The following is a 21,638-nucleotide window of genomic DNA, read 5'->3' as shown; positions in this document are numbered from 1 at the left end:
CTGGATTAGATGTCATAAAAGGTTTTGTGCAGCCACGCACCCTATCGACAACGATAAAATAGGGTCAAGGCATCCTGATCGACCGATCCTGTCAGGAAACAAGCCTTGCCAAGCCGCCCAACAGGCTCAAAAAACCTCATCTTATGACCGAAAACAACGATGTCACCGAAGGCAGTCTGCTCAACGGTGCAATTGCTTACCGCCAGTTACGGACTGGTTTTCGCACCGGACTTGAACCGGTTCTGCTGGCAGCCGCGATTCCCGCCCGGGCCGGAGAGCGCGTTCTGGAAGCCGGCACAGGTCCGGGAGCCGGGCTTTTATGCCTTGCCCATCGTGTACCTGGCATTCAGGGCACGGGAGTGGAGAAATCCAGCGACATTGCGACGCTGGCCCGTCAGAATATCCAGATCAACCATCTGGAAAACCGTCTGTCGATTATCACTCAGGATATTCTGGCCTTTGCACCGGAAATGCCAGAGTCCCTACCAAACTGTGATCACGTCTTTGCCAATCCGCCATGGCATGAGGAATCATCTTCCCCTTCCCCCCTGCTGCTTCGCGATCAGGCCAAACGTCGCCATGCCGGGCTCGTCAATCAGTGGGTGCAGGCGCTGGGTCGCATGGTCCGGCCACGTGGCTCGATCACCCTGATCCTGCCTGCTTCACTCATTAGCGAGGCCATGAGCAGCCTGCGTGCTGCCAAGGCCGGAGAGATCACCCTCTATCCGCTATGGCCGAAAGCGGGACGGCGCGCCAAAGTCATTATCGTACGGGGTATTAAGGCTGCCCGTGGGCCTGACAGGGTAGAACCCGGGCTGATGCTCCATCAGGAGGATGGTAGCTTTACCCCACAGGCTAATGAGATCCTGCGATATGGAAAAGCGCTGGCTTTTTAACAGTGACAGCCGCGAAGACTGGTAGAAGCCAGTCTCAGAAGCTCTTCCCACCCGGATGACGGAGATGCCACAGCCGCTCATGAGCAGCAACGAGAGCCTCGATCGAGCGGCGGCGCGTTACATCCATTCTGGAGACTCGGCGGCTCATCATCATCTCCAGCACCTTGAGAAGACGATCTGCCACATCGAGTTCATTCTGATCACAGGCCTGATGAAAAGCTGACAGGATCTTGTCAGCAAGCCTCCGACTGAAACGCGGTGCACCCGGCACATCAGTCTGCGGAGCAGAGGACAGGAACTCGCTCATGAATGAGGGGCTTCCGACAGAACCGGGCGCAATGCAGCAGCCAGATCATTCGGGCTCATTCCTCCCGGGAACAACCGATCAAACGATCCATCGGGACGCATCAGATAAAGATAAGAAGAATGATCCATGCTATAGTCTTTTCCCTCGCCTTTCCTAGCATAGTATACATGATACTTTCTCGCAAAAGTTGAAATTTGCGCTTCTGTTCCGGTCAGGCCGGTAATCGCGGGGTCAAAATGCGCCAGATAGGCCGCAAGTTCTGCCGGTCTGTCCCGCGCAGGGTCAATCGTGACGAAAACCGGTGCCAGCCGCCCTGAAAGCGCTCCCAGAGCCTTGATAGTTGCAGACATAGTCTGCAACTCGGTAGGACATATATCCGGGCAAAACGTATAGCCGAAATAGACCAGCATCCAGCGCCCTCTGAGTGTCTGGTCTGTCACTGTCCGGCCATTCTGATCAGTCAATATGAAAGAACCGCCGATTCCTGCGTGGCCCTCAACCTCCTGACCACGTGAGAAATTGGCCTCCTGCCCGGCTCCGCTCCCTTCCCCGAACATGCCGGCGTGCCATGCTCCCATCACCGCCACAGCAGCAGTCACCAAAATGAGTGCACCACGGCGGAAAAAGCGGCTGGCATATAGATCGATCTTCATCAGGCGCTCTTCCAGGAAAAATGACAACGAGTTATGGACTGATTTTCAGGGCATTCTTGCGGCAAATAAATAAAGAGGGGCCTTAAACAAGACCCCTCTTTATTTTATTTCGTTCATTAGATGCTATTGTGTTATAATATTCTGGTTTTGCTTGCAAAATGAGCCTTATGCGAACGCCTCTTCCCACGTCCCGACAGTCGAGGCACGGCTGTATTCTGTGGCGCGATTTTCAAAAAAATTCGCATGCTCCACCGCATTGAGCATATCGTCGATCCATGGCAACGGATTACGCTCGACATGGAACAGCGGTTCAAGCCCCAGCTGAACCAGCCTGCGATCAGCGATATACCGAATATAGGATTTCACCTGAGCAGCATCCAGCCCCTCGACCGAGCCGAGTTCAAAGGCCAGATCGATAAAGGCATCCTCGTGCTCGACGATGGTGGCGCATATCTGACGGATCTCCTGCCGTAGATCCTCAGTCCAGATTTCCCTGTTTTCGTCGATAAAAACGTGAAACAGCTTGATGATCGACAGGCAGTGCAAGGTTTCATCACGCACCGACCAGCTGACGATCTGGCCCATGCCCTTCAGCTTACCGAAGCGGGGGAAATTCAACAAAATTGCGAAAGAGGCAAAAAGCTGAAGCCCTTCCGTAAACGCCCCGAATGCCGCCAGTGTCTTCGCGATCTCACGCTTGCTGTCGACCGAGAAGCTATGCATGTAGTCGTACTTGTCCTTCATCTCCTTGTATTTAAGGAAGGCTGAGTATTCGACTTCAGGCATGCCGATCGTGTCCAGCAGATGGCTGTACGCGGCAATGTGAATTGTTTCGATATTTGAAAATGCCGAAAGCATCATCAGCACTTCAGTCGGTTTGAACACCCGACTGTAATGCTTCATATAACAGTTATTTACTTCGACATCGGACTGGGTGAAGAAGCGGAAAATCTGGGTGACCAGATGCTGCTCCACCTCGTTCAGATTGCGGTGCCAGTCCTTCACGTCATCGGCTAGCGGCACTTCTTCCGGCAGCCAGTGCACCTGTTGCTGCACCAGCCAGGCCTCATACGCCCATGGATAGCGGAACGGCTTGTAAACCGGATTTTCGGTCAGCAAATCAAAATGGACAGGCACATCCTGTTCTGCCTGGGGTGCCGCCCCCTGAATGGTCTCATCCGTCATGCCGAAAGCCTTTTACTTTTCCGCCGTCGTGAAGCGATCACACCGTCATGCCATTTTTACTGGCAGGACAGGCATTCCTCATAATTCGCGGTGCTGGCCGCCGCCGCTGGAGCGGCCTTCGCCTGATGATCCAGATTGACCGCCTTTTCACTGACGGCATCGGCCCGCTGGATAGACAGGCTGCGGCAATAATACAGGGATTTCAGCCCGCGCTTCCATGCCAGCATATGCACCTGATGCAGGTCTCGCTTATGGACATTAGCCGGCAGGAACAGATTCACCGACTGGCTCTGGCAAATATAGGGCGTGCGGTCGGCCGCATGTTCGATGATCCAGCGCTGATCCAGTTCGAACGCGGTCTTGAACACGGCTTTTTCCGGCTCGGTCAGAAAGTCCAGATGCTGCACGCTCCCTTTGTTGAGGGTAATGCTGCTCCAGACATCCTCATTATCCTGTCCGCGCTCAGCCAGCAGTTGCTGGAGATGGCGATTACGGACCGTGAAGCTGCCCGACAGGGTTTTCTGCAAAAACACATTGGCCGCAATCGGCTCAATCCCAGGGCTGGCATTGCCAGCGATAATGGAAATGGATGCGGTAGGCGCAATCGCCATCTTGTTGGAGAAACGCTCGTTCAACCCGTAATCCGCCGCATCCGGGCAAGCTCCCCGCTCGGCAGCCAGCATGCGCGAGGCTTTGTCCGCCTGCGCCCGGATATGCTTGAACATGCGCAGGTTCCACACTTTGGCGACCACGCTTTCGAACGGCACCCGCTCGGCCTGCAGAAAAGAATGGAATCCCATAACACCCAGCCCGACCGAGCGTTCACGCATGGCGGAATATCGCGCCCGCTCCATCGTATCCGGCGCACGGTCGATGAAGTCCTGCAATACATTGTCCAGGAAAAGCATCACGTCCTCGATAAAGGTCGGATGGTCTTTCCAGGCGTGCCAGGTTTCCAGATTCAGGCTGGAAAGGCAGCAGACCGCCGTGCGCTGCTTGCCATGCTGATCGATTCCGGTCGGCAGGGTAATCTCACTGCACAGGTTGGAGGTCTTGACCTCCAGACCGGCCAGTTTCTGATGCTCCGGCAGGGCACGGTTCACATGGTCGGAGAATACGATATACGGCTCGCCCTGTTCCATACGTGCGGTCAGGATACGAATCCACAGCGCCCGGGCCGAGATCTTGCGGATAACGCTCTTATCCTTGGGGGAGAGCAGCGCCCACTCCTCATCGTGATCGACCGCACGCATGAAGGCGTCGGAGAGCAGCACCCCGTGATGCAGGTTCAGCGCCTTGCGGTTGGGATCGCCACCGGTAGGGCGGCGCAATTCCACGAATTCCTCGATTTCCGGATGCCAGACCGGCAAATACACCGCCGCCGAACCGCGGCGCAGAGACCCCTGGCTGATAGCCAAGGTCAGGCTGTCCATCACGCGGATGAACGGGATCACGCCGGAGGTCTTGCCGTTCTGGCCGACTTTCTCACCAATCGAGCGCAGATTGCCCCAGTAGGAGCCGATCCCGCCACCCTTGGAAGCCAGCCAGACATTCTCGTTCCAGAGGCCGACAATACCCTCAAGACTATCGGAGGCCTCGTTCAGGAAGCACGAGATCGGTAGGCCGCGCTTGGTGCCGCCATTGGACAGGACGGGCGTCGCGGGCATAAACCACAGGCGGCTCATATAATCGTAGATACGCTGCGCATGCTCCGCATTGTCGCCGTAATAGCTGGACACGCGGGCGAACAGATCCTGATAGGATTCGCCGGGCATCAGATAACGGTCGTTCAGTGTTGCTTTCCCGAAATCGGTCAGCAGAGCGTCACGGCTGTCATCCTTGATAATCTGGCCACGATCTTTCATCTGAACACCGGCATCGATCAGGGCGGGGGCAGAAGCCTCTGTGCTGACCGGGAGAAGCCCGCCGGAAAGACTGCCATCGGCTGCCATAGCCAGCATCGTCGTGGCATGCCTGAATGGTGCCATGAGGCAACTCCCTGAGTTCATTTCATCGCGGGTAACGGATCATGGCGCGGCATGTCTCAAGCCGACGCCCGAACAGGTCTGGATGCTCTACGTTTGCACCCTTGCCGTCAACTGATTTTCCCGGACAAACCCCACATATATTGGTGAAGATGACCTGCAACACACCATATAGGGTATTATATATCGTGCGTTATCCGTGTTGTTTCAACAATTTGCAGCCTGGCTTCCCGCCTTGTCGCAGGGTTGGATAGACACCTGAATGACACGGTTGCGCGAAAACATATCTCCCTCAAACTCTACCTGAAATCATGAAGAGACAGAGGGTAGAGGCGGAGCGATTCTATTGATTGGAACAGGCCCGCTCAGTGTGCCGTAGCGGATACGGCACGCCGGGCCTGCACGATCCGGACCGCCTGCGGCTCCGGCCCACCCGCACGCCAGTCGAGCAGTTCCACCGTATGCAGGACTGGAAGGGAGCCACAACCGATCTGCTTGATGCAGCCAATATTGCCTGCTGCGACCAGATCAGGCTGAAGCGCTCGCAGATTGCCGCGCTTGCGATCCCTCAGCCGGGTCGCGATGTCCGGTTGCATGATATTATACGTCCCGGCCGATCCGCAGCAAAGATGAGGCTCTACCGGTTCCACCACCCGAAATCCGGCCTGAACCAGGAGATTTTTAGGCTCGGCACGAATCTGCTGGCCATGCTGAAGGCTGCATGCGGCATGATAGGCTACGGTCAGAGGCGCCTCATCCTCAGGCAACGGAATGGGGGTATAGCCGATGCGGCAGAGATATTCGGAAATATCCAGCGCCAGAGACGCCACTTTCTCCGCCTGGGCTGCCTCCGCCTCATTCCGGAACATGAAGCCGTAATCCTTGACGGTCGTGCCACAGCCGGATGTATTCACGATGACTGCATCCAGCCCTTCTCCCTCGATTTCCCGGCTCCAGGCGAGAATATTGGCCCGGGCCGCGGCCATGGCACGGTCATGCTGGCCCATATGCTGGGTCAACGCACCGCAACACCCCTGCTCCGCGGTCACGACCACCTCAACCCCCAGACGGTTCAGCAGACGGATGGTCGCTTCATTGATGGAAGGGGACAGCACCTGTTGCGCGCAACCCGTCAACAGGACCACACGTCGTTTCACGGTCTGTGTCCCGGCTTGCGTGCGGTACAAGCCCGGTTTCACGGCATGCCCGGATGGAGGAGCCTTCGGGGCCAGATCCAGCAGAGCGCGCAGACGCTGACCCAGCAGATGGCCTTTCGGCAGAAGGTGCGGAATCAGGCTCGTCAACGGACGGGTGATCCGTGCCATCACCAGAGCCGCCCGGAGCAGCGAGACGCTGGGCAGAACCCGTGCCAGCACCGCCCTCAGCAACCGGTCATGCCATGGCCGGTGATAGGTTTTCTCCACATGGCTCCGCGCATGGTCGATCAGATGCATATAGTTCACGCCGGAGGGACAGGTGCTCATGCAGGAAAGGCAGGAGAGACAACGATCGAGATGTTTCACCACCTCCTGCGTGGCTGAACGACCATTTTCCAGCATGTCCTTGATCAGATAGATCCGGCCACGCGGGCTATCCAGCTCGTCCCCCAGCAGCACGAAGGTAGGACAAGTGGCGGTGCAGAAGCCACAATGCACGCAGGTACGCAGCACCTGGTTGGAGGCCGCTATATCAGGGTCGCGCAGCTGCTCCGGCGTAAAACTGGTTTGCATGATTCTGCTTTTCTCCGCGCCTCACACTGCCGCCGGCCCGATGACCATCGAAGATGACGGCTCTTTCTTGCCGAGGATTTCCCCACCCTGTCTATGACCTTGTTCCAGCCCTCAAAAAGCCGGGTCATCAGGCTGTCAGGTCTCACTCTCCCTTGCGAAGTGCCGCACAATAGTTCAACCCTGTCCGCCATGACAGAGCGCCCGGCCTCCCCCGCCACCAGAATCAAAGTCAGCCCCCAGGCCATTGATGCCGAGATAATACGACTGACCACAGAACGCGGTCCTGCTTCATCCATCTGTCCGACCGAAGTCGCACGGGCATTGGCCCCGACAGAGGACTGGCGACGCCTGCTGAGCCAGGTCCGACGGCAGGCAGCCAGACTGGCCAGTGCCGGACTGATCGATGTGCTGCGCAAGGGCAAACCTCTGCCACAACCGGTTACGCCCGATACAATGCGTGGAGTGCTGCGCCTGCGCGTCCGGCCGAATCCCCCGGGGGATTCAGATTCTTTGACGGATTACGTAACGCAGGATCAGGAACCGGCTCAGGGTTACTGACCGCATCGTGGATCGAGCCTAATGGTTACAATATTGATAACCATCGTCCAGCATCACGCCATTCCGGCAGCCCCATCTTGAAATGCTTCCCTTTCTAACACTCCATCCGCTTTTCGACCATCCGCTTGCAGGGCAGGTTTCAACGCATGCATGATTTCGGCAAAATTGTACGGGGCGCCTGGCGGCTGACCATTCCCTATTTCCTGTCAGAGGAAAAATGGGTTGCACTGGGCCTGTTGGCGACAGTGCTCTCCCTCAATCTGGCTCAGAACGGGCTGGATCTGGTCATGAATTACTGGCACGGCGCTTTTTTCAACGCCCTGCAGGAAAAAGACGCCTCCGCCTTCGTGCAGTTATTCCTGTTCTGGTACAAGGGACAGGCCGGCTTCATTACATTGGCGATCCCTTCGATCATCTTTGGCGTGGCCTCGATCTATCTTCAGCAGAGCCTCCAGATTCGCTGGCGGCGCTGGTTGACCAAGCGCATGATTGATGAGTGGATAGATGACCGGATCTATTACCGGCTGGGTCTGCTCCATCAGGAAAACGATACCGCGACCGATAACCCCGATCAGCGTATCAGCGACGATATCCGCGACTTTACCTCCGACACATTGTCGATCGGCTTCAGTTTTATCTCCAACGCGGTCACGCTGGTGATGTTTCTGGGTGTGCTGTGGTCACTCTCCGGCGCAATGACGATCTTCGGCTTCCATATTCCGGGTTATATGCTGTGGGGAGCCCTCATCTACTCCATCGTCGGCACGATACTGACGCATCTGATCGGGCGGAAGCTGATCTATCTGCGCTTCGTCCAGCAACGTTACGAAGCCAATCTGCGCTTCGCACTGGTGCGCGTGCGGGAAAACAGCGAAGGCATCGCCCTATATCACGGTGAAGCGGAAGAGCGGGCCACCGCGAAATCACGTTTCGGGGATATCGTCATCAACTGGTATGCAATGCTGCGGCGCTATCTGGGGCTGAATTCCTTTTCCAGCGGCTATGATCTGATCGCTTCGGTTTTTCCCTATGTCATGGCGGCCCCGCATTATTTCAGCGGCCAGATTATGCTTGGTGGCTTGCAGCGTACATCTCAAGCTTTCTCGCGCGTGCAGGGATCACTCTCCTGGTTTGTCAGCAGCTATACGACGCTGGCAAGCTGGGGGGCGGTCGTCAGCCGTCTTTCCACTTTCCAGGACGCCCTCGACCAGGCACGCGCCGCGGAACGCAATCGTGCAACTACCTTGTCGGGCGCGTCAGATACCACAGCATCCAGCCCTGTTTCGGCCCATCCGAATGATGTCGTCGTCAAAGGATTGAATCTTTCCCTGCCAACTGGCGAGGTTCTGTTACATCAGGATGAGCTGGTTCTGTCAGCGGGCCAGAATATCCGCATCAAGGGACGGTCTGGCTCAGGAAAATCGACCCTGTTCCGTGCGTTGGCAGGCATCTGGCCGTTCGGCTCCGTGCAGTCGATCCATATTCCGGGGCGCTTCCTGTTTTTGCCACAGCGCCCCTATCTTCCGCTCGGCTCCCTGCGCAGGGCGGTGACCTATCCACTCAACCCATCTTCAGTGTCGGATGAGCAGATTGCGGATGCCATGCATGCCATGAGGCTGGATCATCTGATTCCCCGTCTGGACCAGACTGATCAATGGTCGCATCGCCTGTCCGGCGGTGAGCAGCAACGAATCGCTCTGGCCCGCGCCCTTCTGGTGCGACCGGACTGGCTGTTCATGGATGAAGCAACCGCCAATCTTGATTCCGAATCCGAACAGGAAGCCTATCAGGCGTTGCGGCAGAAACTGCCAGAGACCACCATCGTCTCCATTGCGCATGGTGAAGCGACCTCCGCTTACCATGACCGGACTGTGATTCTGCATCGACCGGAACCCGATCAGGCAGGAATGCTGCGCCCGGCCTAAAACAGCATGGCGTGAGTCTCTACCCTGTCCGTCATGACCAGCGGACAGGGAGGACCGGCCCTGCTATGATACCGGCATGAATGCCGAAACTCCCCGGCCCATCCGGCCTGTCCTGTGCGGAATCCCGGAAACGACCCTCTGGACCCTGCATGACCGTGCTGCCGAAGCAGCGCGGCCTGATCATATTCTGCATGATCCTCACGCAATCCGGATGCGTAACGCTCTGACGATCGACTGGATAGCCCGTTTCGGAGCGGCTGACGGATCTTTTGCCGGACGCAGTCTGGCGATCGACACTCTGCTGACCGACTGGCTGGGCAGGCATCCTGACGGCATGGTCATCTCCATCGGAGAAGGGCTGGAGACCCAGTCACGCCGGGTCGACAATGGCACCTGCACGTGGCTTTCAATCGATCTGCCCGAGGTTATCGCTCTGCGTCGGCAGATGCTGCCGGATACGGAGCGGTTCCGCAGCCTCGGCGTGGATGCTCTGGATACAGGCTGGCTGGAGGCCGTTGACCCTTCTCGCCCCTGCCTGTTCCTGATGCAGGGGCTGCTGATGTATTTCCCGCCAGATCGCGTCGCCCCATTGCTGCGGCATATGACGAAGCGTTTTCCTGCCTCCATGTTGATATTCGATACTGTGCCGGTCTGGTTTGCCACGCTGACCGCCCATGGGCTTCATAAAACGCCGCTCTTCACCGTACCGCGCATGCGCTGGGGTATTGATCGCGACCGGATTGGCCCTACGCTCGCCTGCTGGTCCCTGAGCCGACCGCTTCGCCTGATTCCCTATGGTGCTGTCCGGAGACGATCATGGATGGCATCACTCGCCCTCTCTCCTCAGAACAAACTGATCTCATCGCAGGGTCGCCGTTTTTCTCGGGATCGGCTGCCGGTGATTGTCACGCTGCCGCCTGCCTGATCATTGCAACCTGCCGGATCATCCGGCCAGACGATAAAGTGATTTTTCTATGCCTTTTTACCCCCGCACTATCACTGCGTTCCTTGCCTCTCTTCTTCTGGCCGGATGCCAGCCCGCATCGGACAAAACTGCTTTTGTGACGCCTGCCTACACGTTGAATCAACTGACGGCCGATCTCGCAGCGGAACCAAGTGCCACAAAAGTGTTACAGCGCTGGTGTATCGGACGCGGGCTGATGCCAACTGCCAGCCATGTGACGGCCCAGAAACAACCGGCCGGCAAAGTTCCGTCACAGGCGCTCGACTATCTGCATCCCTCAGCAGGATACGATATCGTCGTCCGCCATGTTCATCTGATGTGCGGGCCGCATGTGGTCTCGATTGCGACACTTGCCTATCTGCCTGAGAAACTGACGCCTGATATGAACCGTCAGTTGCTGCTGACTGATCAACCTTTTGGCAAAATCGTTTTGCCGTTGCATTTTGAACGCCGACGTCTGGCAGGTGATTCCAGAATTCCTCACTCAACGATGGATGAAACACCCATTGAGGCTGACAGCCCTCCCAAACAGGCCATTCTGATTAATCGCGCCCTGCTGACCACCAGCAATGGTCAACCCTTCGCCTATGTCGAGGAACAGTATCAGCGTGTCCTGCTGAATGGATCAATTCAATTATCCAGCCACAGCGCAGGTGACCGCACTCAAAATTGAAGGTGAAATTCCTGCATACTCTGGCATAGTGATGCTTTGTACGGCCACGCAACAGGGATGGAGACTCCCATGTTTTCTCGTTACCGTGCCGTTCCGTGCTTTTTCACTTTGTCCGCCGCTGCCCTGCTTTGCCTGACTACCCCATGCCCGGCCCATGCCACACCGGATACGTGCAGGCAGACCATCAAGGATATTGATATCGGCGATTCCAAACAGGCGCTGAAAAACGTCGATAATGCGCTGATGGAGGCCGACAACCGCGTTCTGTGGGAGGGTGGAGCACCTTTTTATTCCAATCTCGACCATGTCTCGAAGCAGGTATTGCAGGACGAGGTGATTTCTCTTTGCCGCCGCTATCCTTATCTTACTCTGGAGAAGGCGGCTGATCGGGGAATCTCCCACAAAACACGCAGCAAGGGGTATGAGCAGACACCGGGCACACCGCTTTAATTTTCGATTCCCGTTTCACTTTTTTAAAGAAAGCCGATCATGACAAGGCATATGTTTTATTCATTCCGTTCTCTCCATTTCGTATGGGCAATCGGTCTGTTTTCCCTACCGGTTGCGGCCCTGCTCAGCCCTGCCCAGGCAGCGGAGAATGATCAGTCATTCTGGCCGTCCGGAGCCAGACCCTACATCATCAGCCCGGCCAATGGTGCGGTGGTCTCAAGCCCCTTCACAGTCGTAACCGGGCTGAAAGGACTTGGAATTGCACCAGCCGGTGACGATCAACCGCGCACCGGCCATCATCATCTGCTGATCGATACACCTGCCCCCCAGGGGGAGGCGCTGGAGGAATCCATCCCGAAAGATGCCCACCATGTTCACCTTGGCGGCGGACAGACGCAGGTTGATATCAAACTGCCGCCAGGCAAACATACGCTGCAACTGATTATGGGTGATGCCGGACATGTGCCGCACAGCCATCCCCTGCTGTCGGATCCCGTGACCATTACGGTCAAATAACCGGGATCCGGTCTCCGCGCTCAAACCCCGGCCAGGACAGCAAGAACATGCTGTCCGTAGCGGTCCAGCTTCGATGCCCCCACTCCCTTGATACGACCAAGCGTTTCGAGATCGGTGGGGGCAGAAATGGCGATGTCTCTCAGCACGCTGTCGTGGAAAATCACGTAAGGGGGAACACCCTGCTCCTTTGCCTCCTTCATGCGCCAGGCCCTCAGCGCATCGAATTCAGCACGGATCGCGTCCGGAATATTGTCAGAAACTGGGTTGCTCGCCCTTCTTTCCTCACGCGTACGACGTGCTGGCAGGCGAAAAGCGGTCTCCTGTCGCAGAAAGACTTTCTCCGTACCACGTAGGACGGTTCGGGCGCGATCAGGCACCAGCCGTAATCCACCATGGCCTTCCACATCCATATCCAGCATGCCCCTGGCAATCAGCTGCCGGATCACACTACGCCAGAAGGTGGCGGGGCGATCCTGGCCAACACCGTAAGTCGGCAAACGGTCATGCTGATGGCGCTGGATTCCCTCCGTCAACTCCCCCCGCAACAAGGCCACAATATGCAAGGCGCCGAATACCATGCCGGGACGCGTATCTCCAGGTCTTGGCTGGCTGGTGCGATAAACCGCGGACAGAACTTTCTGCGCTTCCACAGTACCATCAAAAGTTTCTGGCGGTGCCGCGCATAAATCGCAATGACCACATGGCTGCTCCATAATCTCGCCAAAACAGGAGAGCAGCCCCCGCGTTCTGCAATCGGCAGCTTCCGCCAGACCGATCATCGCATCCAGACGTTGCCGCATCACCCGCTTTTGGCTTTCAGGCGCCACCGAAACGGACAGGAAATGTCGGGCACGGGCAATATCCTCCCCCCCATACAGCAGAAGTGTCTCGCTCTCCTCACCATCGCGCCCTGCACGACCGATCTGCTGATAGTAGCTTTCCGGACTGTCCGGCATATCCAGATGCACCACAAACCGCACATCAGGACGATCAATACCCATTCCGAACGCGATGGTCGCCACCATCACCACCGACTCCCCGCCCCGGAAACGGGTCAGGGCCGCCTGCTTTTCCGATGGTGGTAAACCGGCGTGATAGGTGATCGCATCAATCCCTTTTTCACGCAGACGCTGCGCCGTGCGCTCAGTCTTGGCACGGCTGCCGCAATAGATGATTCCCGCCTGATCACGATGCCGAGCCAGAAACGCCATCATCTGCGATGTTTCAGCAATTTTCTCGGCTGCCGCGATGCGCAGATTAGGGCGGTGGAACGACGCAGCATAAACCCGCGCATGCTCCATTCCGAGCGCGCGGAGAATATCATCGCGCGTGCGAGGATCGGCTGTTGCGGTCAGGGCAATGCGTGGAACACCGGGGAATCGCTCCGGCAGGCAAGCCAAAGCACGATATTCAGGACGGAACTCATGGCCCCACTGCGACACGCAATGGGCCTCATCAATCGCTATCAGGGCGATACGCGATTCCGGCAACCGATCCATCAGACCGTTCAGTAATCGCTCCGGCGAGACGTAAAGCAGATCGAGTCTGGCATCCATCGCCGCCCTGAAAACGGCCCGGCCCTGATCGGCTTCCAGCTCCGAATGAAGGGCGGCGGCATTGATACCCAGTTGACGCAGCGCCGCCACCTGATCGTCCATCAGCGCAATCAACGGCGACACCACAATCGCCATCCCGTCCCGGCAGAGCGCCGGAACCTGATAACACAAGCTCTTGCCACCGCCGGTCGGCATCAGAACCAACGCATCACCACCCTCAATTACCTGAGCGATGGCGTCTTCCTGTAATCCTCGAAAAGCCGGATAGCCGAAAACCCGGCGCAGAACATCCAGCGCCGGGTTTTCCTGTGAGCGGCCCGAAAAAGGGTGGAGCAGCCTGTCAAGCAAAGCCAGTACCGAATATGCCGATCATCGGATTACTTGCTGTCGACATCTCCGATATCAATATCCACGCGGCGCTCCGCCACGGCCAGATTGGATGCATCAACCGTGTGGACCGAACGTTCGATTCTACTTTTAGCAATCCCGTCAGATACCAGCTGATCCCGCACCGCATTAGCGCGCAGCTTGGCCAAAGGTGTTTCCGTGACCGTGGACGCCTGCTCAGAGGACTTGCCGCCATAGCCGGACACGGTCACCTTCAGACCCGGATACTGCTTTGCGAGCTCTGCCGCATAGCTGACCACCTGAGTGGCCGCCGGATCGAGCACAGCAGAATCCTGCAGGAAGTAAACATTATAGGAACGCTGAAGCGCAGCTGGCTGAGAGCATGCAGCGGCGATCAGGGGCAAGCAAAGCAGGCTTAGGCGGCGCATGGCCGACTCCCTTGTTAAAAAGCTGTACCGTCTTACGACAAGGTGTGCCTCCGAAGGCGATGAGCGTCAACCGGCCTGATGAAAACCATTGCGTTTCTGTCTTCTGTCTACAGTCGGCGCTGCGGCCTGCGGCCTGTGTGAAGTCTTTCCTCCGTCCAGCGGGCCAGACGCACGAAAGGCAGACCGATCAGAAGATAGGCAGCGCCGATCATCAGACCGGTGCCGAAATAATCATAGTACGTAGTGGAAAGACGCACATAGGTCTGACTGAGTTCAGACAGGGTGATAACGGACAGCAGCGAAGAATCCTTCAGCGCGGAGATGAAATCATTGGTCATCACCGGAATCACCAACCGGAATGCCTGTGGAATCACCACATGACGCAGGGCCTGGAAAGACGTCATGTTCAAGGCAATGGCTGCCTCGTACTGGCCATGCGGGACCGCGCCCAGACCGGCACGGTAGTTTTCCGCCTCATACGCCGCGTAGTTCAGGCCCAGCGCCAGTACGCCAGCGAAAAACGGATCCAGCCTGATCCCCAGATTCGGCAGTCCGTAGAATACGAATAGTACCTGGATCAGCAGCGGCGTGCCCCGCATGATTTCGATATACATCACTGACAGCATACGCAGCGGGGCCGGGCCATATAATCGCGAGACCGCCAGCAACAATCCCATTGCCACCGCCAGAACCATAGCCAGCAGGGAGACTTCCAGTGTTGTGACCGCTGCATGAGCGATCAGCGGGATAAAACCGATATAGCGTTTAAATTTGATCCGCCATGCCGTGGCCGGTGCATGTGCCTTTACAAATTCATCATAATAAACCGCCGGCTGTGTTATAGAGGTGTGATCTCCAGTGAACGTCGCCATATCTGGCGTCCAGAGGTTCCACCGCTCCAGAATACGACGGAGGGTTCCATCCGCACGCATGTGGTCAAGAGCAGTATTGATCTGATCGAGCAACACCTGATTACCCTTGCGCACGGCAATGCCGTATTCCAGGTGGCCGATTGGTTTACCAATGAGTTTCAGGCTGGGATCTGTCGCTGAATAATACAGGGCAATCGGCCAATCGAGCAGAACCGCATCGGTACGCCCATTATGGAGATCGGTATAGGCGTCGATCTCCTCCTCATACACACGCAGGTTGATATCAGGGTGTTTCTGTAGAATCCGCTCGCCCACACTGGCCTTGAGTGTGCCGACCGCATGGCCGTGCAGTGACTCCAGCGTATCCAGTCCCTTGCTGTCCTTACGAACGACGAGCTGTTCCGACGTTACATAATAGGGCTTTGAAAAATCAACGACCTCACGATGGGCGGGGGTAATTTCCAGACCGTCGATCGAGAAATCATACAGCCCCCGATCCAGACCGGGGATAAGGCTGTCCCAACCATTCTGAACAAAGATCAGATTGCGATTAAGATGGCGCCCGATCTCGTCAACAATATCTTTTTCATAACCAATCAGGCGGTCCTCATGATCTGGATCATGAAAAATATAAGGTGCATCAGACTGCGCGTCAGCACCCCAGCGGAGTTCATCCCCAGCCCGCACCGCTCCGGAATGCAGGCTGAGGAGCAGAACCATCAGGACAGCCAGCATATAACGCATCATGCGAACCGCTTCAGGAAACGGCGCGTCCTGGGATCGCGCGGGTTTTCAAAGATCTCGTCCTCATCGGACACTTCGACGATTTCGCCACCTTCCATAAACACGATGTAATCGGAGGCATCACGCGCGAAGCGCATCTCATGCGTCACGATCAGCTGCGTCATGCCTTCCGCATCCAGATCGCGCATGACCTGAAGCACCTCATCAACCAATTCGGGATCCAGTGCGGAGGTAGGCTCATCATACAGCATCACTTTCGGCGACATGGCCAGGGCGCGTGCAATGGCCGCACGCTGCTGCTGGCCACCGGACAGCGTGCCGGGATAGCGATCGGCGAGTGTGGCCAGGCCGACACGGGAGAGCTGGTGCATGGCCAGATCGCGCGCCGCAGCTTTTTTCAGGCCTTTCACGATCATGGGTGCCATCATCACATTTTCCGCCACTGTACGATGCGCAAACAGGTGAAAGCCCTGGAAAACCATGCCGACCTGCTCACGCAGCGCATGGGCACGTTCCTCCATCGCATTGGTCCAGCGCTCATCTGTACCGGACCGTTCCAGCGCGATGCCCGCAACGGAAATGCGTCCCGAATCAGGGATTTCCAGAAAGTTGATACATCTCAAGAAGGTTGATTTACCGCAGCCTGACGGCCCAATGATCGATACAAGATCTCCCTGCTCTATCTGCAAGGAGACGCCCTTGAGAATCTCGGTACCGTCGAAACTCTTGCGCAGACTGTCGATCCGGACGATCGCATCTTCAATAGGAGAATCCGTCACGATTGCATGCCTTTTTAACCCATCGGATCAGAAAAGCGGGCAAGCTCCCTCATGTCACGCATGAAATGATGACGTTCTGTTAATTATTTCAGCTCTTCAGCTCATTGCCGGAACTGCCTGACCGCCAGACAGTCTATAGATACGGTCCAGCTTCTCAACTCCTGTCAGACGATGGGCGATCAGCAGAACGGTGCGATCGCCCGCTACCTCGTTCAGGGTCAGGAACAGCTCACGTTCGGTCTGTGCATCAAGACCGGCCGCCGGCTCATCCAGAATCAGGATCGGAGCATGGGATAACAGCGCCCGCGCCAGAGCCAGACGCCGCCCTTGCCCTCCGGACAGGCGGAATCCACCCTCACCGACCCAACTTTCCAGGCCATCTGGCAGGCCGCGAACCACAGCACCCAACTGCGCCGCATCCAGCGCCGCCCAGAGATCGGCCTCCTGCGCATCGGGACGACCCATCAGCAGATTGGCCCGGATCGTGTCGTCAAACAGATGCGTTGTCTGGGACAACCATGCGAAATGGCCTCGCACCATATCGACCGGTAAGGTCGCCATATCGGTGCCTGACAGAAAAATATGTCCTGCCTCCGGCACAGCGAGCCGCATCGCAAGAGCGGCAATGGTCGACTTTCCGGCTCCTGAAGGGCCGAGCAGTGCAACCCGCGCACCAGCCGGCAAATCCAGACTGAGCTCATCCAGCACCAGCGGCCCATCCTGCCGCCAGCGGAACGAGACATGTCTGAAAGACAGGGCCGCCGTTTTCCCGCGTACCGACCGCAGTCTTTCCTCCCGCAGTCTTTCCTCAACGTCTGCCACACCCTGCGGCACATCGCTTTCGGGTCTGGAGGCCGCTTCCAGAACGCGCTCCGCGGCAGCGGAGGCATGTCCGGCAAGCACACCGGCACGCGGCAGGCCCCCAATCGCCTCAAACGCCGCAATCGTCAGAAATGCACACCCGATCAAGGCTGCTGGACCAGTTGTCACGACATTGAGCGCAACCGCGAACAGCACGGCCGCTACCCCTGCCTGCCCAAACAGAAACGACATCGCCGAGGCCCATGCGGCACGGGCCGCCCCCTCGCGCTGGGCCGTCAGCAGCAATGCCTGACGGGCCTGAATATCCGCCAGCATGCGGTCTTCCGCACCACAGGCCCGCACTTCCCTGAGGCCGGTCAGGGTATCGAGGGTTGCAATCCGCAACCGGCTCATGGAAGTGGTCAACCTTGCACCCTGCCCCGCTGCATTGCGGGCGGAGATGACCGGCAGCACGAAAGCAGCCAGCATGAACAACACACCGACCACCACCGCAAGCACAACATCCAGCCGCCCCAGCGCGTAGAGCAGCACCGGCAACAGCACCAGCGCCCCGGCAACAGGAACGACGATACGCAGATAAAGCCCGTCCAGCGCCTCCACATCATTGACCAGACGAGACAGCACATCCCCGGCACGGCGGAAGCCCAGCCCACCTGCGGCATCACGGGCAATACCGCGGAAAAACCAGACCCGCAGATCAGCCAACGCCCGGAACATGGCATCATGCGTGACGACGCGCTCCAGATAGCGCAACACAACCCGGGCCACACCGATCCAGCGCAGCAGCATGGGGGCGGCCAGCACGCCAAGCATCATGGCGGCCGCCACGGTCCGGCCTGCCAGCATCATCAGCAGCGCCGCAGACAAAACGGCCAGAACCGAAACCACGATCCCAGCCAACAACCAGGGCAAACGGTTACGCCACAGCGCTGCAATATCCAGCAGCGGGCGAAGAAGTGCGGTCATGCCATCACCTTTCCATACATGGTCGGGAATGGTGCGGACACGACACTGCCATCCCGCAGATCAATCCGATGACCCGGAAAAGCATGCGCAGCCGCGCTATGGCTGGCCAGCAATACGGTGCGGCCAACCGCCAGACGTTTCAGGCTGTCCAGAATATCGGCTTCGGTGACCGGATCGAGATGGGAAGTCGGCTCATCCAGCAGCAGCAGCGGAGCATTGCGAAGATAGGCACGCGCAATCGCCACGCGCTGCGCCTGACCGCCAGACAGGCCATAACCACCCTCGCCTATCATCGTCTCCAGCCCGTCCGGCAGGGCACGGGCAAAATCGTCCACATGAGCATGACGGATGGCATCCAGCAGATCCTGCTCCGATGCTTCCGGACGGGCGAACAGGATATTGTCGCGGATGGTCCCTGCAAACAGCATCGGCTTCTGCCCGACCCAAGCCGTCAGCCGGGAGAGAGCCGCTGGAACAATATCCGTGATGTCCATGCCGTTCAGAGCCACCCGTCCGCTCGTAGGACGGGTAAAGCCCAGCAAAATCTCCATGATGCTTGACTTGCCCGATCCGGAAGGACCGGCCAGCACCACTGTCTCTCCCGCGGGAATACGGAAACTGACATCATGCAGGGCCGGGCCACGTGTCTCGTCCCATACCAGCGAGACATGATCGAACGTGACCGTCACACCACGTGCTTCAATGGTACGAACCTGAAGCACAGGCTTTTCCGGCGGCTCAGGCAGGGCGGCGATGGCTTCGGCGGCGCCAGTTGCGTGCATCTTGTCCTGATAGGCCAGCGAAAAGGCCCGCAGCGGCGCGAAAAACTCCGGCACCAGCAGCAGCACGAACAGCGCACGCGCCGGATGGCCTGCCTGACCGGACAGGATCGCCTGTCCGTAATGCAGCGCCAGACCGACCAGAGCTGCCGCCATTGCCAGATCCAGCACGGCGGAGGACAGAAACGCCACCCGCAACACCCGCATGGTGCGGCGGCGCAATTCATCGGCGGCGCGTCCCAGAGCGATGGCTTCATCCTCGGTCCGCCCGCTCAGAACGATGGTGGCAATGCCGCGCACCCGGTCCAGAAAACGGGCCTGCAGGCGGCTCATCGCCACGAACTGACGGCGGGAAGCGACCGCTGCACCAATACCGGAAAGCGCCATACCGAACGGCACCAGCAGACCCGCAACCAGCAAGGCCAGAGCCGCCCGCCAATCCAGTGGCAGGATAGCCAGCAAGATAAAAGCCGGCGACAGGATCGCCAGAGAGGCAGCAGGAACCCAGCGGGAGAAAAATCCGTCCAGCGCCTCGATCCGATCTACGGCAATCGCTGCCAGCTCGGCAGAATGATATCCGCGCAGCAGGGAAGGACCAATGGCCAGCAGCCTCGCCATCACCTGATCCCGCAGCCGCCGCCGAGCCGCTGCACCCGCCGCCGCCGCATAGCGCTCCGTCATAGCCCCCAGAAAGGCGCGGATCGCGGCAATCCCCAGGAAAGCTGTAGCGTAAGGCAGTCCCCCGACCATGGCATGGCCCAGAGTGCCGCCGAAAACCGCTGCCAGACACCATGCCTGCCCCACGGCCAGAATGGTGCCGGTCAGACCCAACAGGATGACATGGCGCGCATTCCGGCGGGCCAGCCCCCCTTGTTCCTTCAGCCACCCACGGGCAGGAGAATGACGCCTGCCCCCTGCACGCGCAGAGGAAGCACCTGTCATCGGAGCGGAACCGGAGGAAGAACGGGTTTTGTCACGCATTATGGGCCGCTTCTTAACCTCTCGGCTCTGTCTTTGACAGGGTAATTCCTTAAATCCGGCTTTATGCTCATGACACACATATCGACCGGATCGAACGAGTTCCCGTTCAGAGCGTTTGAAAAGAGGATTTCCCGCATCAGGCGGGAACCAGGCATTGGGCTTTTTGTCCCTCTTCCCATGGCAGGGAAAAGGCCGCAGCCTGATGAATATAAAGCTTTTCTCTGGTCGTTAAGGGATACCATGCTCACTCTGGAAGACGCCGTCAGGATCGCCACCGCCGCTGAAAAACACGCTCGAAAAATCGGGCAGCCGATGAACATCGCCATCGTTGATGGCGGCGGAAATCTGAAGCTTCACCATCGGATGGATGATGCCTGGCTCGGCAGCATCGACATCAGCATCAACAAGGCGTTCACCGCGCGTGCTTTCGATATTTCCACCAAGGATCTGGCGGGCAATGCCCAGCCTGGCCAGCAGTTCTACGGTATCCAGCAATCCAATCATGGGCGCGTCATGATTTTCTCAGGCGGAATCCCACTGCGGCGCGATGGCAAAGTGGTCGGTGGGGTCGGAATCAGCGGAGGCTCCGGCGAGCAGGATCAGAGCGTGGCCGAAGCCGCCGCAGCCGCCTTCGAGCAGACGGGAGCCAAACCGCCGGCCCCCAAAACGAAAGCCTGATTATCCGGCTCAGGCGGAGGCGATCTCCAGGGGCTGCCACTCCGGAAACCCCTCCGCCGCCCATGATTGCCGTGTGGCATCATCCGGGACAACTCCGGTCGTAAAGACCGTCTGTGCCCAACAGGGCGCAGCTCGTGGCAGACTGTCAGGCGCGGCAGTGGCCCCGGTGGTGATGGCTATTCTGGCCGTCTGCCGCGCCACCGCCTCTGCCGGATCGAGCCATGCCACCGGACGCGGCATGGCCTGCCGCAACCATGGAAGCAACCGTCCGTAATGCGTGCATCCCAGCGCCACCGCATCAATGTCGGGGATCACGCCGAGAATACCCAGCTCGGCCCTGACGGCCTCAACCAGCACCGTTTCGCCCCGGAACACAGCCTCCGCATAACCAGCCAGATGACATGCACCATGGGCATGAAGCGTACAACCCTGCCCGTGTTCCTGCATCAGGGCCGTCAGATAAGGGCGGTCAACCGTCGCCGGGGTTGCCAGCAGACCGATCTGGCGGGTGGCGCTGACCGAGGCCGCCCATTTCAGGGGTGGTACACAGCCAATAAATGGCAGATCATGCCGAGACCGCAGTGCAGACAATGCCAGCGTGCTGGCCGTGTTGCAGGCGATCACGACCATATCGGGCCGCAGCCGGGCTATTGCATGCTCCAGCACCGTCAGCACGCGGGTGACCAGAGCCCCGTCACTCATCGCGCCATAGGGAAACCCCGCCGTATCGGCGACATAGCCAAGGGTCGCCGCAGGCAGCATGCGCCGGATACAATCGGCAATGCCAAGGCCGCCAATGCCGGAGTCGAAAACCAGAATATGTGCGTCCGTATTCCTCACCCG

General features: G+C 58.2%; 20 protein-coding genes. 8 read left to right on the top strand and 12 right to left on the bottom strand.

Annotated features, from left to right (window positions below; genetic code table 11):
• The first annotated feature begins 143 nt into the window (after positions 1 to 143).
• Positions 144 to 896 carry a tRNA1(Val) (adenine(37)-N6)-methyltransferase gene (locus GbCGDNIH6_RS04610; protein WP_072563012.1) on the top strand — a complete coding sequence of 251 codons (753 nt, stop codon included), beginning with the start codon at positions 144 to 146 and terminating at the stop codon, positions 894 to 896.
• Positions 897 to 930: 34 nt separating this feature from the next.
• Here the strand turns inward: GbCGDNIH6_RS04610 and GbCGDNIH6_RS04605 are convergent, their stop codons facing one another.
• From GbCGDNIH6_RS04605 to glcF, 5 genes are all read right to left on the bottom strand, one after another.
• A complete protein-coding gene (locus GbCGDNIH6_RS04605; protein ID WP_072563011.1) occupies positions 931 to 1,203 on the bottom strand; it encodes a hypothetical protein in 273 nt (90 codons plus the stop codon).
• Positions 1,200 to 1,856: an SCO family protein gene (locus GbCGDNIH6_RS04600; RefSeq protein ID WP_157692325.1), complete on the bottom strand. Its 657-nt coding sequence runs from the start codon at positions 1,854 to 1,856 to the stop codon at positions 1,200 to 1,202. Before GbCGDNIH6_RS04600 ends, GbCGDNIH6_RS04605 begins: the two co-directional genes overlap by 4 nt.
• A 165-nt stretch (positions 1,857 to 2,021) precedes the next feature.
• Positions 2,022 to 3,041, bottom strand: coding sequence for a ribonucleotide-diphosphate reductase subunit beta (locus tag GbCGDNIH6_RS04595; RefSeq protein WP_072563010.1), 1,020 nt, complete (start codon positions 3,039 to 3,041; stop codon positions 2,022 to 2,024).
• Positions 3,042 to 3,097: 56 nt separating this feature from the next.
• The gene (locus GbCGDNIH6_RS04590) at positions 3,098 to 4,993 is read right to left on the bottom strand and encodes a ribonucleoside-diphosphate reductase subunit alpha (RefSeq protein ID WP_072564349.1); all 1,896 of its coding nucleotides are present in this window, start codon (positions 4,991 to 4,993) and stop codon (positions 3,098 to 3,100) included.
• A gap of 398 nt (positions 4,994 to 5,391) precedes the next feature.
• On the bottom strand, positions 5,392 to 6,756 hold the full coding sequence (gene glcF, locus GbCGDNIH6_RS04585) for a glycolate oxidase subunit GlcF (protein ID WP_072563009.1): 1,365 nt from the start codon (positions 6,754 to 6,756) through the stop codon (positions 5,392 to 5,394).
• A 93-nt stretch (positions 6,757 to 6,849) separates the two neighbouring features.
• Here glcF and GbCGDNIH6_RS04580 point away from each other — a divergent pair, with 93 nt between their 5' ends.
• The 6 genes from GbCGDNIH6_RS04580 (at position 6,850) to GbCGDNIH6_RS04555 (ending at position 11,842) form a co-directional block, all read left to right on the top strand.
• Positions 6,850 to 7,314, top strand: coding sequence for a DUF3253 domain-containing protein (locus tag GbCGDNIH6_RS04580; protein WP_232449974.1), 465 nt, complete (start codon positions 6,850 to 6,852; stop codon positions 7,312 to 7,314).
• Positions 7,315 to 7,460: 146 nt separating this feature from the next.
• Entirely contained in the window at positions 7,461 to 9,239 is a 1,779-nt protein-coding gene (locus tag GbCGDNIH6_RS04575; protein WP_072563007.1) for an ABC transporter ATP-binding protein/permease, read from the top strand.
• Positions 9,240 to 9,315: 76 nt separating this feature from the next.
• Positions 9,316 to 10,164: a class I SAM-dependent methyltransferase gene (locus tag GbCGDNIH6_RS04570; RefSeq protein WP_072563006.1), complete on the top strand. Its 849-nt coding sequence runs from the start codon at positions 9,316 to 9,318 to the stop codon at positions 10,162 to 10,164.
• A 49-nt stretch (positions 10,165 to 10,213) separates the two neighbouring features.
• Positions 10,214 to 10,876 (top strand): hypothetical protein, encoded by a 663-nt coding sequence (locus tag GbCGDNIH6_RS04565; RefSeq protein ID WP_072563005.1) that lies wholly within the window; start codon positions 10,214 to 10,216, stop codon positions 10,874 to 10,876.
• A 69-nt stretch (positions 10,877 to 10,945) separates the two neighbouring features.
• Positions 10,946 to 11,326: a hypothetical protein gene (locus GbCGDNIH6_RS04560; protein WP_072563004.1), complete on the top strand. Its 381-nt coding sequence runs from the start codon at positions 10,946 to 10,948 to the stop codon at positions 11,324 to 11,326.
• Between the two features lie 51 nt (positions 11,327 to 11,377).
• A complete protein-coding gene (locus tag GbCGDNIH6_RS04555) occupies positions 11,378 to 11,842 on the top strand; it encodes a DUF4399 domain-containing protein (protein WP_072563003.1) in 465 nt (154 codons plus the stop codon).
• A gap of 20 nt (positions 11,843 to 11,862) precedes the next feature.
• On the opposite strand, the gene recQ is transcribed toward GbCGDNIH6_RS04555, so the two are convergent.
• The 6 genes from recQ to cydD all read right to left on the bottom strand — a co-directional run bounded on the left by recQ (position 11,863) and on the right by cydD (position 20,078).
• Positions 11,863 to 13,746 (bottom strand): DNA helicase RecQ, encoded by a 1,884-nt coding sequence (gene recQ / locus GbCGDNIH6_RS04550; RefSeq protein WP_232449972.1) that lies wholly within the window; start codon positions 13,744 to 13,746, stop codon positions 11,863 to 11,865.
• Positions 13,747 to 13,775: 29 nt separating this feature from the next.
• The gene (locus GbCGDNIH6_RS04545) at positions 13,776 to 14,174 is read right to left on the bottom strand and encodes an OmpA family protein (protein WP_081369965.1); all 399 of its coding nucleotides are present in this window, start codon (positions 14,172 to 14,174) and stop codon (positions 13,776 to 13,778) included.
• Between the two features lie 107 nt (positions 14,175 to 14,281).
• Positions 14,282 to 15,793 (bottom strand): ABC transporter substrate-binding protein/permease, encoded by a 1,512-nt coding sequence (locus tag GbCGDNIH6_RS04540; protein WP_232449971.1) that lies wholly within the window; start codon positions 15,791 to 15,793, stop codon positions 14,282 to 14,284.
• Positions 15,790 to 16,554, bottom strand: a complete 765-nt coding sequence (locus tag GbCGDNIH6_RS04535; protein WP_269765632.1) for an amino acid ABC transporter ATP-binding protein — start codon at positions 16,552 to 16,554, stop codon at positions 15,790 to 15,792. Before GbCGDNIH6_RS04535 ends, GbCGDNIH6_RS04540 begins: the two co-directional genes overlap by 4 nt.
• Before the next feature lie 111 nt (positions 16,555 to 16,665).
• Positions 16,666 to 18,357 carry a thiol reductant ABC exporter subunit CydC gene (cydC, locus tag GbCGDNIH6_RS04530; RefSeq protein WP_072562999.1) on the bottom strand — a complete coding sequence of 564 codons (1,692 nt, stop codon included), beginning with the start codon at positions 18,355 to 18,357 and terminating at the stop codon, positions 16,666 to 16,668.
• A complete protein-coding gene (gene cydD, locus GbCGDNIH6_RS04525) occupies positions 18,354 to 20,078 on the bottom strand; it encodes a thiol reductant ABC exporter subunit CydD (RefSeq protein WP_072564347.1) in 1,725 nt (574 codons plus the stop codon). Before cydD ends, cydC begins: the two co-directional genes overlap by 4 nt.
• 279 nt (positions 20,079 to 20,357) lie before the next feature.
• Between cydD and GbCGDNIH6_RS04520 the strand changes: the two genes are divergently transcribed.
• Positions 20,358 to 20,795 carry a GlcG/HbpS family heme-binding protein gene (locus GbCGDNIH6_RS04520; RefSeq protein WP_072564346.1) on the top strand — a complete coding sequence of 146 codons (438 nt, stop codon included), beginning with the start codon at positions 20,358 to 20,360 and terminating at the stop codon, positions 20,793 to 20,795.
• Between the two features lie 9 nt (positions 20,796 to 20,804).
• Here GbCGDNIH6_RS04520 and murI read toward each other — a convergent pair whose 3' ends face one another.
• Entirely contained in the window at positions 20,805 to 21,635 is an 831-nt protein-coding gene (gene murI / locus GbCGDNIH6_RS04515; RefSeq protein WP_072562998.1) for a glutamate racemase, read from the bottom strand.
• Between the last annotated feature and the right edge of the window lie 3 nt (positions 21,636 to 21,638).

It is taken from the genome of Granulibacter bethesdensis, from assembly GCF_001889525.1.
In the GTDB taxonomy this organism is placed as follows: Bacteria; Pseudomonadota; Alphaproteobacteria; order Acetobacterales; family Acetobacteraceae; genus Granulibacter; species Granulibacter bethesdensis_C.
This window is presented reverse-complemented; position numbering and strand designations above follow the sequence as displayed.

Bases quoted from the DNA above. Each gene is read 5' to 3' on its own strand.
- GbCGDNIH6_RS04610 (WP_072563012.1), top strand. From the start codon at position 144: ATGACCGAAAACAACGATGTCACCGAAGGCAGTCTGCTCAACGGTGCA.
- GbCGDNIH6_RS04605 (WP_072563011.1), bottom strand. From the start codon at position 1,203: ATGAGCGAGTTCCTGTCCTCTGCTCCGCAGACTGATGTGCCGGGTGCA.
- GbCGDNIH6_RS04600 (WP_157692325.1), bottom strand. From the start codon at position 1,856: ATGAAGATCGATCTATATGCCAGCCGCTTTTTCCGCCGTGGTGCACTC.
- GbCGDNIH6_RS04595 (WP_072563010.1), bottom strand. From the start codon at position 3,041: ATGACGGATGAGACCATTCAGGGGGCGGCACCCCAGGCAGAACAGGAT.
- GbCGDNIH6_RS04590 (WP_072564349.1), bottom strand. From the start codon at position 4,993: ATGGCAGCCGATGGCAGTCTTTCCGGCGGGCTTCTCCCGGTCAGCACA.
- glcF (WP_072563009.1), bottom strand. From the start codon at position 6,756: ATGCAAACCAGTTTTACGCCGGAGCAGCTGCGCGACCCTGATATAGCG.
- GbCGDNIH6_RS04580 (WP_232449974.1), top strand. From the start codon at position 6,850: ATGACCTTGTTCCAGCCCTCAAAAAGCCGGGTCATCAGGCTGTCAGGT.
- GbCGDNIH6_RS04575 (WP_072563007.1), top strand. From the start codon at position 7,461: ATGCATGATTTCGGCAAAATTGTACGGGGCGCCTGGCGGCTGACCATT.
- GbCGDNIH6_RS04570 (WP_072563006.1), top strand. From the start codon at position 9,316: ATGAATGCCGAAACTCCCCGGCCCATCCGGCCTGTCCTGTGCGGAATC.
- GbCGDNIH6_RS04565 (WP_072563005.1), top strand. From the start codon at position 10,214: ATGCCTTTTTACCCCCGCACTATCACTGCGTTCCTTGCCTCTCTTCTT.
- GbCGDNIH6_RS04560 (WP_072563004.1), top strand. From the start codon at position 10,946: ATGTTTTCTCGTTACCGTGCCGTTCCGTGCTTTTTCACTTTGTCCGCC.
- GbCGDNIH6_RS04555 (WP_072563003.1), top strand. From the start codon at position 11,378: ATGTTTTATTCATTCCGTTCTCTCCATTTCGTATGGGCAATCGGTCTG.
- GbCGDNIH6_RS04545 (WP_081369965.1), bottom strand. From the start codon at position 14,174: ATGCGCCGCCTAAGCCTGCTTTGCTTGCCCCTGATCGCCGCTGCATGC.
- GbCGDNIH6_RS04540 (WP_232449971.1), bottom strand. From the start codon at position 15,793: ATGATGCGTTATATGCTGGCTGTCCTGATGGTTCTGCTCCTCAGCCTG.
- cydC (WP_072562999.1), bottom strand. From the start codon at position 18,357: ATGACCGCACTTCTTCGCCCGCTGCTGGATATTGCAGCGCTGTGGCGT.
- cydD (WP_072564347.1), bottom strand. From the start codon at position 20,078: ATGACAGGTGCTTCCTCTGCGCGTGCAGGGGGCAGGCGTCATTCTCCT.
- GbCGDNIH6_RS04520 (WP_072564346.1), top strand. From the start codon at position 20,358: ATGCTCACTCTGGAAGACGCCGTCAGGATCGCCACCGCCGCTGAAAAA.